This window comes from Pleomorphomonas sp. JP5 (assembly GCF_023721815.1).
GTDB lineage: Bacteria > Pseudomonadota > Alphaproteobacteria > Rhizobiales > Pleomorphomonadaceae > Pleomorphomonas.
In genome coordinates, this window is the sequence record NZ_JAMDLI010000007.1 from 425,237 (window position 1) to 438,729 (window position 13,493).

Genomic DNA, 13,493 nt, shown 5'->3' on the forward strand with positions numbered 1-13,493 from the left:
CAACACCGAGCGGCCCCATCTCGGATACCGAAACATGGGAAGAAGACCATGGGAAACCGTCAGCAAATTCATCAGCCAAGAAGCTTAAGAGGACACACCAGCCGTCCGGCAGGGTGATGAGAAAGCCCAGAGGGCTCATCGTCCCGAAAGCTTGTACTTCCGAATTCGGTCGTGCAACGTGGTTTTGGCCATTTTCAGGTCCTCGGCGGCGCGCGACAGCGACATGCCGTTGCGGCGCAATGCCTCCGAGATCAGGCGGCGTTCGAAGACTTCCAGGGTTTCCGTTAGCGAACGGCGGTTGTCGCCGTCGGGATCGTCGAGGGGAAAGCCGTCGATGTCGCCCAGAACCCAGCGGTCGGCGGCGTTCTTGAGTTCGCGCACGTTGCCCGGCCATTCGCAGGCCATGAGGGCTTGCAGCTTCTCGCTGTCGAGCCGGGGCGCCGGGCGCCCGTAGCGCGCGGCGGCCTGGTGGGCAAAATGCTCGAACAGCAGGCCGATGTCGTCGCGTCGTTCGCGTAGCGGGGGCAGGCGCAGCGTGGCGACGTTGAGCCGGTAGTAGAGGTCGGCGCGGAAGCGCCCCTGGTCTGAAAGCTCGCGCAGATCGCTTTTCGAGGCGGCTATAACCCGGCAGTTGACGTCCAGGACCTGGTTTGAGCCGAGCCGTTCGATCGTCCGTTCCTGGAGAACGCGCAGCAGCTTGATCTGCATGGGCATCGGCATGCTCTCGATCTCGTCGAGAAAGAGCGTGCCGCCGTTGGCATGCTCGATCTTGCCGATGCGCCTCTTGGCAGCGCCCGTGAACGCGCCGACTTCGTGGCCGAAAATCTCGCTGTCGATGAGGTTCTCGGGCATTCCGCCGCAGTTGAGAGCGACGAAGTTGCCGGCGCGGCGGGGGCTGAGGTCATGCAGGCACTGGGCGACCAGCTCCTTGCCGGTGCCGGTTTCGCCGGTAATCAGCACGTCGGCCGATGCCTGGCCGAGGTCGATGATGCGCCGCCTCACCATCTGGATCTGCGGTGATTTGCCGATGATGCGGGTTTCGAGGTTCTGGCCGCTGTTGATCTGCGCGCGCAGGTCCCGCACCTCTTGGACGAGGCGCCTCGTTTCGAGCGCGCGCCGCGCGATCTCGACGAGATGGGTCGAGGAGAACGGCTTCTCGATGAAGTCGTGGGCGCCGTCCTTCATGGCCTGAACGGCGAGCGAGATGTCGCCGTGCCCGGTCATCAGGACGACCGGCAGGTCGGCATCGAAGGCCCGAATGCGCGCCATCAGCGCCATTCCGTCCATGCCGGGTAGGCGAATGTCGGAGATGACCACCGCCGGAGGATTCTCGGCGATATAGCGCCAGGCATTCTCCGCGCTGTCGACCGCGTCGGCGACGATGCCCTCCAGCACCAGCGCCTGCTGGCAACCGCGCCTGACGTTCGGGTCGTCCTCGACGATCAGCACCTTGAGCGTGTCAGGCATCGGCATTCTCCGAAGCGGCGGCGAGCGGCAGGTCGAGCACGAACAGCGCTCCACCTTCGACGAGGTTGGTGGCTGACAGCGAGCCGCCGAAGTCTCTGGCAATCCCGGCCGAAATTGCAAGCCCCAGTCCGAGTCCGCCGCCCGAGTCCTTGGTCGTGAAAAACGGCTCGAACAGGCGCTCACGCTCGCTTTCGCCAAATCCCGGACCATTGTCCCGAACTTCGATGAACACGCGGTCGCCGCCCCTGCGAGCCGACAGGCCGATGCGCGGCGCCTCCGCTCCGTCGGTCGCATCGAGCGCGTTGGCAATGAGTTGACGAGGATCTGTTCCAGCCGGTTGGAATCGGCAAGGACGGCGAGATCGGCGGGGTCAACGTCGATCTCCGGCGCGATGGAGCGCTGAGACAGACGCCGGTTGAGAAAGAACAGCGCGTTGTCCAGCGAGCGTCGCACGTTCACCGGGCGCGGTTTGCCGCTCGATTTGCGCGCGAACGACTTCAGCTGGCTGGTCAGCGTGCCCATGTGGGTCACCAGATCCGAAATCAGCGCGAGATTGCTCCCTGCCTCGTCCAGCATTCCTCGCTGCATGAACTTGACGGTGTTGTCGGACAGCGTGTGCAGCGCGGCGAGCGGCTGGTTGAGCTCGTGCGCCAGCCCGGCCGACATCTGGCCGATGACCGCGAGCTTGCCGGCGTGGATCAGTTCTTCCTGCGCTTCCTTGAGCGTCCGCGTGCGTTCCTCGACCTTGCGCTCCAACTCGTCATGGGCGCGTTGAAGCGCTTCGCGGGCGCGAAGCCGTTCCCATTGGCGGAGCCGTCGCAGGTAAAGGGCGATCGAAGCGATGCACAATATGACGCCGCCGGCGGCGGCGAGGGCGGCATTTAGCCAGGCCATGGTGCGCAGGTCGCCAAAGGGCGAAAGCACGGTAAGGCGCCAGTTCGTGCCCTTGAGCGGCGCCGACTGCGCCAGGAAGCGCCCGTAGATCGGGAAAGTATGGGGCGCCTCCGCCGCCGGCCGAACCAGCTGGACGATCTCTGCCTTTTCGGAGCCGACATTTCCTTGCGACTGCAGGCCGAGCGGGGGCAGCGGGCGGGCGTTGTAGTGAAGGGATTGCGCGAGCTCGCTTCGCCGCTCTTCGCTGAGCGGGGTGAGCGTGGTGAACTTCCAGGAAGGGACCGAGGCGAGAATGACCACGCCATTCTCGTCGCTGACGAGCACCGGCGCTTCGACCGTCGACCAGGATGTCTCGAGCTGCTCCAGGCTTACCTTCACCACCGCGACCCCAAGAAGGCGGTCATCGGCCAGAATGGGCGACGACAGGTAATAGCCGGGCTGGCTGCGCGTGGTGCCGATGCCGAAGAAGCGGCCCGTCTGCTTGGCCTGCGCATCGCGAAAATAGGGGCGGTAGGACAGGTCCTCGCCAAGGAAACTGTCCGGCTGGTTCCAGTTGCTGGTGGCAACCACATGGCCGCTGGAGCTTAGCAGATAGATGGACAGCGAACCGGCGCGCTTGTTGAGTTCGGCCAGGTAGTTGTTGATGCGGGAGGCTTGTTCCTGCCCGCCGTTGACGAGGAGATCGACGACATCGCGCTCAAGGCCGAGCGTCGCCGGAAAGAAGGCATATTTGTCGATCTCGCGTTCCAGGCTGGTCTCGTAGAGGTCCAGCCGTTGGCGCCCCCGCTCGGCCAGCCGCGCGATGCTGGTGTCCTCGCTGACCTTGAAGCCGACGAAGCTCATCGCCAGCGCCAGCATCAGGATGGCGGGTAACAGGAGGGCAAGCGATCGCTGCGCGTGGCGTTGGGTCATGGGGCGTAAAGCCTCCGGCCAGCTTCGTTTTGCGATCCTGATTGGCACCGGCCGGGCCGGTTGTCCATAGCGGCCGGTCGAGCAAGGCGCCGGGCGGCGAGGTTGCGTGAAAGCGCTGGCTGCCGTCCGGCTGTCGTGTGGATGCGCCGCCTCTTCCGGTGAGGGCGGCGCATCGGATCGTCAGGCGACTTCGGGAGCTATCGCCGGAGCGTCGCCTGTCTCGATTTCGGCGATGCAGTCCTGATCGTCGTAGGCGTTTTCCCACTTGGCGATCACGGCGGTGGCGATCGAGTTGCCGAGAACGTTGGTGGCGGTCCGGCCCATGTCGAGGAACACGTCGATGCCCATGATCAGCAGCACGCCGGCCTCGGGCAGGTTGAACATCGGCATGACCGCGGCAACGACGACGAGGGCCGAGCGCGGCACGCCGGCGATGCCCTTCGACGACACCATCAGCACCAGCAGCATGGTGATCTGGGTGCCGAGATCCATCGGGATGTTGTAGGCCTGCGCCACGAACAGGGCGGCGAAGGTCGTGTAGATCATGGAACCGTCGAGGTTGAACGAGTAACCGAGCGGCAGCACGAAGCCGATGACCCGCTCGGAAATGCCAAGGCGCTTCAGGGCCTCCATGACGCGCGGATAGGCCGCCTCGCTCGACGCGGTCGAGAAGCCGAGGATCATCGGGTCACGAACGGCGCTGAGAAGCGGGAACACCTTGTTTTTCAGGACCAGGTAGGCGAGCCCGATCAGCACGGCCCAGAGGATCAGCAGGGCGGTGTAGAAGCCGCCCATCACCTTGCCGTAGACCATCAGCACGCCAAGGCCCTGCGTGGTGACGACGTTGGCGATGGCCGCGAACACGCCGACGGGGGCGAACAGCATCACGTATCCCGTCACCTTGAGCATGACGGGGACAGCACCTTCGATGGTGGATGCCAGGGTATCGGCCGACTTGATGTGGCGGACGTTGCCGAGCGCCAGACCGAAGAACACCGCGAACACGACAATCTGCAGAATCTCGTTCCCGGCCATGGCTTCGAAGATATTGCGCGGGAAGACGTGCGTCAGGAAGTTCTGAAGATTCAGTGACGACGTCTTGAGGTCAACGGCGGTGTGCACGTCCGGTAGCGGAATACTGAGGCTGCCACCCGGCTGGAAGACGTTGGCCAGAACGAGGCCGATGGTGAGCGACGTGAGCGAGGCCATCAGGAACCAGCCGATGGCCCGGCCGCCGATGCGGCCGACGGTCTTGGCGTCGCCCATGTTGATGAGGCCGGACACCAGCGTCGCAAAAATCAGCGGCGCGATGATCATCTTGATGAGACGGAGGAATATGTCGGTCAGCATGGCAAAGTAGCTGGCGATCGACTTGGCTTCCTCAGGGCTGGCGGCCATCTTGTTGCAGACGTAGCCGGCGACGATGCCGAGCAGCATGGCGAGCAGGATGTAGGTCGACTGGCGCGACTTCTTGGGTGTCGTGTCTATGGCGTGCATGGTGCGTTCCTTGGGTTCCCAGTGTTCCGCTTCTTATTTTGCGAAGGCCTCGGCCCGGGCCTTGAACAGGCGCGGGTGGGTGAGGACATCGGGACGAAGGACGTCTGCGAGTTCCTCTTGGCTCATCAGCCCGCGTTCGAGCACCAGCTCGGCAACGCCGCGCCCGGTGCGATGCGCCTCAACGGCTACATCCGTGGCATTGGCGTATCCGATGAACGGGTTGAGAGCGGTGGCGATGCCGATCGAATCGCGAACGATCGCCTCGAGACGGCCCCTGTTGGCGGTGATGCCGTCGATGCACTTGTCGGCCAGGATGTAGCAACCTTGCCGGAGATGGGTGATCGACTTGAAGAGGCTGTGGGCGATGATCGGCTCGAAGGCGTTGAGCTGCAGCTGGCCTGCTTCGGCGGCGAGCGAAACCGTCATGTCGTTGCCGATCACCTCGAAGGCGATCTGGTTGACCACTTCCGGAATGACCGGGTTGACCTTGCCGGGCATGATCGACGAACCGGCCTGACGGGCGGGAAGGTTGATTTCTCCAAAGCCGGCGCGCGGGCCGGACGACAGCAGCCGCAGGTCGTTGCACACCTTGGACAGCTTGACGGCGACGCGCTTCAGCACGCCCGAAAGCTGTACGAAGGAGCCGCAGTCCTGCGTCGCCTCGATCAGGTTGAGGGCTGTAATGACCGGAATGCCGGAGATCTCGGCGAGGTGTCGGCAGACCAGCGCGGCATAGCCGGGATGGGCGTTGATGCCGGTGCCGATTGCCGTGGCCCCGAGGTTGATCTCGCGGATCAGCTGCGCGGCTTCCTTCAGGCGATCCTCGTCCTCCTCGAGCATCACCGCATAGGTTGCGAACTCCTGGCCGAGCGTCATCGGCACGGCATCCTGGAGCTGGGTGCGCCCCATCTTGAGCACGTCGCCGAACTCGTCCGCCTTGCGCTGGAACGCTGCGCGGAGGTGAGCCATGGCATCAACCAGACGATAGATGCCGGCATAGGTCGCGACCTTGAGGGCCGTCGGATAGACGTCGTTGGTCGACTGGCTCATGTTGACGTGTTCATTGGGATGCAGGCGCTTGTAGTCGCCCCGCTTGGCTCCCATGAGTTCGAGCGCCCGGTTGGCGATGACCTCGTTGGCATTCATGTTGGTGGAGGTGCCTGCGCCCCCCTGGATGACGTCGACAACGAACTGATCGTTGAGTTGCCCCTCCCTTATCTCCCGGCAAGCGCCGACGATCGCGTCGGCGATCGGCGCCGGCAAGAGCCCAAGTTCGGCATTGGTCCGCGCGGCGGCCTGCTTGATCATGGCCAGCGCCTTGATCAGATCCGGATAATGCGAGATCGGCGTCCCGGTAACGGGGAAGTTCTCGACGGCCCGCAGGGTATGAACCCCGTAATAGGCACTGTCGGGAACCTCCAGGTTGCCGAGCAGATCGTGTTCGATCCTCATTTTGTCGGTGGGCATTTCTCTCTCCCGTTTTCGCCCCCTTTGCCCAGGGGACGAATTGGTATCGGCAAGAGGTGTGCCACCCGGCTATCTCGAAGGTGTCTCGCAAGCTATTGTTATATAGGCCATTTTTTCAACGCCTCTCGAACTTCGTTCGGAAAACCGAACGATGTGGCGTCATTGTGGCGGAGCTCTTGGTCGTTGAGTTCGCCCAGTTGCGAAGAACTCTTATGGGCAATTATTTATCCAATTGTTTTAAAAGGATTTTCCATGGGCATCGAGCTCTTGTTCGGAAAACCGAACGCGGCGCTCGACGCGTTCGGATGCGCGAACGGCGGCAAAAACGTGGCCATTCTCAATCATCCCATTGGACGATGCCGCTCGTATTGGCCCTGCCGCGGGCGCGCGCTAGAGAGGCCGCGATGCATGCTCGGCGGCAACTGTTCGATCGCCGACTCCCTCAGCCAAGGACGATCCGATGCCCGACGACAAGAGTGGCCTGTTTCCCCTCGCAGCCGACCACACCGTCTACCGGAAGTTGACTGGCGATCTGGTCAGCGCGGCGGTGTTCGAGGGTGAAACCATACTCAAGGTGGAGCCGGAGGCGCTGAGACTCCTTTCCGAAACCGCCTTCGGGGATATCAATCACCTGCTACGGCCGGCCCATCTCGCGCAGCTCGCGAGCATCCTCGATGATCCCGAGGCTACCGACAACGATCGCTTCGTCGCTTATGATCTCCTGAAGAACGCCTGCATTTCGGCCGCCGGCGTACTGCCGATGTGTCAGGACACCGGCACCGCCATCGTCTCCGCCAAAAAGGGGCGCCGCGTCTGGACCCCCGGCGGCGACCACGCGGCGATCGGCCAGGGCGTGCGTGACGCCTACGCCGCCAGGAATCTGCGCTACTCCCAGCTCGCCCCGCTCACTCTGTTCGACGAGATCAACACCGGCGACAATCTTCCGGCTCAGATCGACATCTACGCGGAGGGGGATGACGCCTACAAGTTCCTGTTTGTCGCCAAGGGCGGTGGTTCGGCCAACAAGACCTTCCTGTTCCAGGGGACGCCGTCGCTGCTGACTCACGATCGCATGCTGGCCTTCATCAAGGAGAAGATCCTGACGCTGGGCACGGCCGCCTGTCCGCCATACCACCTGGCCATCGTCATTGGAGGCACGTCGGCGGAGATGAACCTGAAGACGGTCAAGCTCGCCTCGACCAAGGCGCTGGATGGCTTGCCGACGGCCGGCTCGGTGGCAGGGCACGCCTTTCGCGATCTGGCCTTCGAGGCAGAAGTCCTCAAGGCGACCCAGTCCACTGGCGTTGGAGCGCAGTTCGGCGGCAAGTATTTCTGTCACGACGTACGTGTCGTTCGCCTGCCGCGCCATGGCGCCTCGTTGCCGATCGGCATCGGCGTTTCCTGCTCGGCCGACCGACAGGCGCTGGGAAAGATCACAAGAGACGGGGCCTTCCTCGAGGAGCTCGAGCAAAACCCGGCCCGCTTCCTTCCCGATGTCGAAGCCGACATGCTCGGCGGCACCGTTGTGGAGATCGATCTCAATCAGCCGATGACTGAGATTCTCAGGTCGTTATCGCGCCATCCAATCCGAACCCGCCTCAGCCTCACCGGTCCGATGATCGTTGCCCGTGATCTCGCCCATGCGAAGTTGCGCCAGCGGCTGGAGCGCGGCGAGCCGCTGCCGGACTATTTCCGGAACCACCCGATCTACTACGCTGGTCCGGCCAAGACACCACAGAATTACGCCTCGGGCTCATTCGGGCCAACGACGGCGGGTCGAATGGACTCTTACGTCGATCAGTTCCAGGGTTTGGGCGGTTCGATGGTCATGCTGGCCAAGGGGAATCGGTCCGCCGCCGTTCGCGACGCCTGCGCCCGTCATGGCGGCTTCTATCTCGGCTCGATCGGCGGGCCGGCCGCGCGGCTTGCCCGTGACTGCATCCGAAAGGTCGAGCTCGTCGAGTTCCCCGAGCTTGGCATGGAGGCGGTTTGGAGGATTGAGGTCGTCGATTTCCCTGCCTTCATCGTCATCGACGACAAGGGCAACGACTTTTTCTCCGAGCTCGGGCTCGGCTGACGGTCGGCGCTCGACCGGTCAGGCCGAAACCCGCTTGAGCTGGATGAGTCCAGTTCAAGCGGACCGGGTGTGAAACCTCAGGCGGCGGCCAGCTGTTCGGCGAAGGCGCCGACCTCCTGATTGAGTTCCTCGGCACGGCGAGCAAGATCGTGGGCGAGATTGGTCAGTCGGCCGGCTGACGTTCCGGTCAGGTCGACTGCGGCGGCCACCTCGCCAATATTCTCGGTGACGGCTCCGGCGCCGGAAGCCGCGCGCTGGCAGTTGACGGCGATCTCGCGGGTGGCGGCCCCCTGCTGTTCGACGGCGGCCGAGATGGTTTGGGTGATCTCGCCCAGCGACCGGACAGTGCTGACGATGCGAGAGATGGCATCGACAGAGGTCGATGTCTGTGTCTGGATCTCGATGATCTTTTGCGAGATGTCGGCGGTGGCGTTGGCTGTTTGCGAAGCGAGCTGCTTCACCTCCGAGGCCACCACGGCAAATCCCTTGCCGGCTTCGCCGGCCCGCGCCGCCTCGATGGTGGCGTTGAGCGCCAGAAGATTGGTCTGTTCGGCAATTGCCGAGATCAGGCTGACGACGTCGCCGATTTTCTCGGCCGCCAGCGACAAGGCGCTGATGCTCTGTTCGGAAAGCGTCGCGTCGTCGGCCGCTGCGGCGGCAACGTCGGCTGACCTGCGAACCTGGCCGGCGATCTCGCCAATGGAGGCTGCCAACTCTTCCGTGGCCGAGGCGACGGTGTTGACGTTGACCGAGGCTTCCTCGGCGGCGGTGTTCACTACATCCGTTCGGTCTGCGGAATGGCGGGCATTCTCCGAGAGCCCCTCGGCGGCGGTGTTGACCTCACCCGACGATGCGGTGAAGGCTCCCGCCAGCCCGGTCATCCGGTCCGTGAACGCCGAGACCAGCTCTATTCGGCGGCTGGCGGCCCGGATTGCATCGGCACTTTGATTTTCGCGCTCGATCCGCATGCGCTCGGCTTCGGCGAGGCCGTCGCGGAAGACCGCAAAGCTCTTGGCCATGGTGCCGATTTCGTTGCGGAGACCGGCATAGGGGATCTCGACGTCGAAGCGCCCGGCCTCGATGTCGCCCAAAACGCCTGTGAGGTGCGCCATTTGCTTTGAGATCGAGCGAGTGACGACATAGGCGAGCACGCCGGCGATCGTCAGGATCGCTCCAATGATGGCGAGGTTGACGTAGAGCGCCCAACTGAGCCCGCTAATGCGGTTGCCAAGTAAGGTGTCTATCTCATCCGCCGTCTGGTGCCAAAGCGCCAAAGTCTCAGTGCGCAGGGCACCTTTTGCATCCGCGACGCCGACGTTGAGATCCTTGGGAAACTTCCCGGTCGCCAGGACCTGCACGGCCGGCCTGAGCTTGTCGGCAAATCCGGTGGCCGTCTTCGCCAGGTTTTCCGCCTTGGCCATGAGATCTGCGGCCTTGGCGTCGCTGACATCGGCGAGGCCGATCTGGAAGTCGTAGGTTAGGGCGGCCGCGCTCTTGTCGAGCTCGTGCAGCGCGCCCACGATGTCGATGCGTTGCTGCGGCGTGATGAAGCCCTTGGTGCGATCGGCGAGAGCGAAAAGATCGCCGAGGTTGCTCGAGGCCATCAGCAGCGTGGGCATCTGCAAGGTCGCCGCGTCGATCAGGTAATAACTGGATGCCTTCGGATCGAGCGTCAGTTCGGACGTGTTGCGCACGACATTGAGCAACTCCAGGCCGGTGACCTTGGCCTCGTTTCCACGCCCCACCTCGGCGGCGGCCACGAAATCCTTGGATAGCTTGTCGGTGCCATGCAGCCCATCGTAGGTTGTCGCGCCTTCGGCGTAAGCCTTGCGCAAATCGGCGACTGGCTGCGACATGGTGGCGCCCGGTGCCCGCTCTTCGACGAGCAGCGCCTCCCACAAGGCGAAGCCGAGCCTGTAGTGCTCCATGCCTCGGATCTCGGCTGCCGTCTGCCGGCTCTGCTCTCGCGATTGCTCGAAGAACAGTGTGCCGAATGTGAGAACCGGAATGATCATGACGCCGCAGATCAGGGCGATGCGGGAAATAATGCGCAGACGATCGAACATGAGACCTCCGGCCAAGACTTCCGAGATTCGGGTTCTTTGCCCGGTCTCGGCTTGAGAACGGTCCAGCGACGTGACCAACGCCGCCGAACGTCACTCATGGCAAGTAGTCAGGCTGAACTATAAATCCTGTCGTTTAGTTAAGCGGGCGCCGAAGCTATTTCTGTTTTTTATGATTTTGTTCGATACATTTTCAGTGAGTGAAGTTCGCATGTATTGTTGAAAATAACATTCGTTGTTTCTCTGATTTATTGTGCCCACGTTGGTGGGTCGATCAACGCTAACCACGTCTGGCCCGAGTTATCCAGGTAAGCCGAGAAATGGGTTTGGCCCCTCTGTTTCATTGAAGTTGTGGGACACCGCTTGTGGCAAGCCAAATGAAACTCAGACACGGTCCAAGTCGAAGACCTCGGCTGCCGCTGCCCCGAGGTCGACATCGGGCACAGAGAGTGAACTTACGCTGTCATCCTCGCACTGCTTTTCGACGCGGGTGTTGCGCCCTTCGCCGCCTATTTTGCGCTTGCACCGCGACGACTTCTGATGTGAGCCTTTGCACCGCGCTTGTTTAAGGATCTCGTTCATGCGGGCCATGCCGCTGCTCCTGCTTGCCGTCTATGCCTCGAGTTACCTCGACAGACAGATCTTCAGCCTGCTGCTTGAACCGATTCGACTAGACTTGAACTTCACCGATCTGGAAGTGGGACTTGTATCCGGCCTGGCGTTCTCGATCGTCTATGCCGTCGGCCTGATCCCGGCCGGTTATCTGGCAGCCAGAAGCAACCGGCGAAACCTGGTGGCTCTGTCGGCGCTGCTGTGGGGGGCTATGACCGTGGCTTGTGGACTTGCCACCAGCTTTTGGCAGCTCGTGAGTGCCCGCGCGGCCATGGCGCTGAGCGAGGCTGGCGCCGTGCCTGGGTCACACTCCCTTCTTTCCGACGGAGCGGTCGAGCAAAACCGCCTCAAGGCGTTTGGCAGGTTCATGACCGGTCCGTCGATCGGTGGCGTGCTGGCAGTGTTCATCGGTGGCGTGATCGGGCAAGCCTACGGCTGGCGTTCGGCGATGATCGTTGCCGGAGTTCTCGGCAGCGTGCCGGGCCTGTTGCTGTTTCTGGCCCGCGAGCCGTCGCGTGCTTACTGGTCAGAGGCGAAGGAGGCCGAGACCGCGTCGCCGCCGGAGCCATCGCGGTTTCGCGATGTCGCGCGAACCATTCTCGGCAACCCTGCCGCATGGCTGGTGACCGTTGCCGAAGCCACCAACCAGATCGTCGTCGCCGGGGCGGTCGTCTGGTATCCGGCATTCCTGATGCGCGTTCACGGGTTCTCCCCGACGCAGACCGCGGCTCTGATAACGGTAGCCAGTCTGTTGGCGATTTCCGGAACGCTTCTCAGCAGCCGGTTCATCCAGCGGCTTTCGTCGCGTCGTCAGGCTTGGCTGGCTTGGGGACCGGCTGTCCTCATCGCGGTGACCAAACCTTTTGCGGCAGTCTTTCTGCTATCGGACCAGCCCGCCGTCTTTCTCGCGGCCTTCCTGGTACCCGCCGCCTTCTTTCTTTCAACCTACGCGCCGACCATCTCGCTGATCCATGGCGCCGTTAGCCCGGGCCAGCGACCTCTCGCATCGGCGCTGCTGTTGTCGCTGGCGACGGTCACCGGAATGGGGGTTGGCCCAGCGCTCGTCGGGTGGGCAAGTTCGATCGTCGGCAATGGCGATGGTGCCTCGCTTCGCTTCTCTCTTGTCGGACTTCAGGCCGTCGGCCTTGTCGCATGCATGCTCTACTGGCTCGCGGGCCGGCGGCTCGACTCCGACCGGTCTGAAACAGGGCTTACCCAGGCTGCGACAGCCAGCTCTCCGAACTCGCGGCGTTGAGGGCGGCGCGGTAGAGGTGCTGGCGGAGCCAGTCGATTCCCGGGTCGGTCGCCTTCTCGGCGAGTGTTGCGATCTGGATGCGATGGCCGGATGACTCGAAGGGCGTGGGCAACACCTGCAGATCGTAATGCTGGGCGGCTGTCCTGGCATAGGGGCCAGGGAGCATGGCGATCAGGTCGCTTGACGCGATCAGCGACGGAATCTGGATGCAGTTCGAAACTTCGCAGACCACACGCCGCGTTATCCCTTGCGAAAGCAGGACGGCTTCGGCGTGCGCACGCAAGCGCGAGTCCTGCTTCAGGACGATATGCGCTGCATCGCAGTACTGCTGCTTGGTGATCGTCCCCTGGATCTGCGGGTGCCCGCGCCGGGCGACGATGACAGCCAACGGAACATGGAGCGGCATCAGATCGACGCCGGGCACTTCACGCATGATGCTGTCGACGGCGATGTCGGCTTCACCGGCCAGCAAGGCCTCAAGCGGCTGCATGACCTCCTGCCCCATGACATAGAGCTTGAGCCCGGTCGATCGTTTCGAGATGTCCTCAAGAAGGCCCGGGATCAGCGAAACCACCGCGAAGTCGTTGAGGGCCAGTCGGAAGGTGCGGACCGCCTGAGACACGTCGAAATCGCGATTGAGTGAGATACCGTCCCGCAGGATGGCAAGCGATCGTCGCACCGGGTCGATCAGGCTCTCGGCAAAAGGCGTCGGGGCGACGCCTTTGTCGACGCGCTGAAACAACGGATCCTTGAACTGGTCCCTGAGGCGCCCGAGCGCGTTGCTGACCGTCGGCTGGTTCATGCCCAGTTGCCGTGCCGCGCGCGTGATATTGCCGGTGGTGTAGATCGCCTCGAATATGTGGAGGATGTTCAAGTCGATATCACGCAGATCCATCCCGCTCTCCCAGAAATACCCAATCGGTCGCCGCTTCCATCGTTGGAGCCAGACGAGTTCGAGCCGCTGATGTCTCAGCCTCGACGACCACTAACACTATTCAGATTCGACATGAAGATGGCGAAGCCGCAAGGGAGTTTGCGACTCTTGGCGCGCGACTCTGGCTTGGCGGTGCACGTCATGATTGCCGCCACGGCGAGTTCGCATTGGTCTTGACTGACGTTGTGACGGGAGCGAATGACGTTGCGTTTCAAAATGGTTACCTTTTTGGACGAGGGAATGCCGTCACCCGTCGAGCGCCAAGGTGGCTGCAAAGCTCCCAATTATTTGATTCAAATGTCTTTTTATTTTCCA

The 13,493-nt window shown here is 62.8% G+C and carries 9 protein-coding genes and 1 pseudogene; 2 read left to right on the forward strand and 8 right to left on the reverse strand.

Annotated elements, in window-relative coordinates; genetic code table 11:
- Positions 1–135 precede the first annotated feature (135 nt).
- The 5 genes and pseudogenes from M4J40_RS09095 to aspA form a co-directional block, all read right to left on the reverse strand.
- Complete coding sequence (locus tag M4J40_RS09095) at positions 136–1,473, reverse strand: sigma-54 dependent transcriptional regulator (RefSeq protein ID WP_311134111.1); 1,338 nt, start codon at positions 1,471–1,473, stop codon at positions 136–138.
- On the reverse strand, positions 1,460–1,777 hold the full coding sequence (locus M4J40_RS09100) for an ATP-binding protein (RefSeq protein ID WP_311134112.1): 318 nt from the start codon (positions 1,775–1,777) through the stop codon (positions 1,460–1,462). The genes M4J40_RS09095 and M4J40_RS09100 overlap by 14 nt, the downstream gene beginning before the upstream one ends.
- Positions 1,778–2,451: 674 nt before the next feature.
- A pseudogene (locus M4J40_RS22530) lies at positions 2,452–3,273 on the reverse strand (cache domain-containing protein); the annotation flags it as partial.
- A gap of 180 nt (positions 3,274–3,453) precedes the next feature.
- On the reverse strand, positions 3,454–4,770 hold the full coding sequence (locus tag M4J40_RS09105; protein ID WP_251753772.1) for a dicarboxylate/amino acid:cation symporter: 1,317 nt from the start codon (positions 4,768–4,770) through the stop codon (positions 3,454–3,456).
- A gap of 33 nt (positions 4,771–4,803) precedes the next feature.
- Positions 4,804–6,237: an aspartate ammonia-lyase gene (aspA, locus tag M4J40_RS09110; protein ID WP_251753773.1), complete on the reverse strand. Its 1,434-nt coding sequence runs from the start codon at positions 6,235–6,237 to the stop codon at positions 4,804–4,806.
- Positions 6,238–6,697: 460 nt separating this feature from the next.
- Between aspA and M4J40_RS09115 the strand changes: the two genes are divergently transcribed.
- Positions 6,698–8,314, forward strand: coding sequence for a fumarate hydratase (locus tag M4J40_RS09115; protein WP_251753774.1), 1,617 nt, complete (start codon positions 6,698–6,700; stop codon positions 8,312–8,314).
- A 77-nt stretch (positions 8,315–8,391) separates the two neighbouring features.
- Here the strand turns inward: M4J40_RS09115 and M4J40_RS09120 are convergent, their stop codons facing one another.
- Both M4J40_RS09120 and M4J40_RS09125 read right to left on the reverse strand, forming a co-directional pair.
- Positions 8,392–10,380 (reverse strand): methyl-accepting chemotaxis protein, encoded by a 1,989-nt coding sequence (locus tag M4J40_RS09120; protein WP_251753775.1) that lies wholly within the window; start codon positions 10,378–10,380, stop codon positions 8,392–8,394.
- A gap of 381 nt (positions 10,381–10,761) precedes the next feature.
- Positions 10,762–10,968, reverse strand: a complete 207-nt coding sequence (locus M4J40_RS09125; protein WP_251753776.1) for a hypothetical protein — start codon at positions 10,966–10,968, stop codon at positions 10,762–10,764.
- Here M4J40_RS09125 and M4J40_RS09130 point away from each other — a divergent pair.
- Positions 10,958–12,244, forward strand: a complete 1,287-nt coding sequence (locus M4J40_RS09130; protein ID WP_251753777.1) for an MFS transporter — start codon at positions 10,958–10,960, stop codon at positions 12,242–12,244. The two genes, M4J40_RS09125 and M4J40_RS09130, sit on opposite strands and share 11 nt — an antisense overlap.
- Here M4J40_RS09130 and M4J40_RS09135 read toward each other — a convergent pair.
- Complete coding sequence (locus tag M4J40_RS09135) at positions 12,201–13,139, reverse strand: LysR family transcriptional regulator (protein ID WP_251753778.1); 939 nt, start codon at positions 13,137–13,139, stop codon at positions 12,201–12,203. The two genes, M4J40_RS09130 and M4J40_RS09135, sit on opposite strands and share 44 nt — an antisense overlap.
- Positions 13,140–13,493 lie beyond the last annotated feature (354 nt).

Excerpts from the sequence above, each read along its gene's own strand:
- M4J40_RS09095 (WP_311134111.1), bottom strand. The coding sequence starts at position 1,473 with ATGCCGATGCCTGACACGCTCAAGGTGCTGATCGTCGAGGACGACCCG.
- M4J40_RS09105 (WP_251753772.1), bottom strand. The coding sequence starts at position 4,770 with ATGCACGCCATAGACACGACACCCAAGAAGTCGCGCCAGTCGACCTAC.
- aspA (WP_251753773.1), bottom strand. The coding sequence starts at position 6,237 with ATGCCCACCGACAAAATGAGGATCGAACACGATCTGCTCGGCAACCTG.
- M4J40_RS09115 (WP_251753774.1), top strand. The coding sequence starts at position 6,698 with ATGCCCGACGACAAGAGTGGCCTGTTTCCCCTCGCAGCCGACCACACC.
- M4J40_RS09120 (WP_251753775.1), bottom strand. The coding sequence starts at position 10,380 with ATGTTCGATCGTCTGCGCATTATTTCCCGCATCGCCCTGATCTGCGGC.
- M4J40_RS09130 (WP_251753777.1), top strand. The coding sequence starts at position 10,958 with ATGCGGGCCATGCCGCTGCTCCTGCTTGCCGTCTATGCCTCGAGTTAC.
- M4J40_RS09125 (WP_251753776.1), bottom strand. The coding sequence starts at position 10,968 with ATGGCCCGCATGAACGAGATCCTTAAACAAGCGCGGTGCAAAGGCTCA.
- M4J40_RS09135 (WP_251753778.1), bottom strand. The coding sequence starts at position 13,139 with ATGGATCTGCGTGATATCGACTTGAACATCCTCCACATATTCGAGGCG.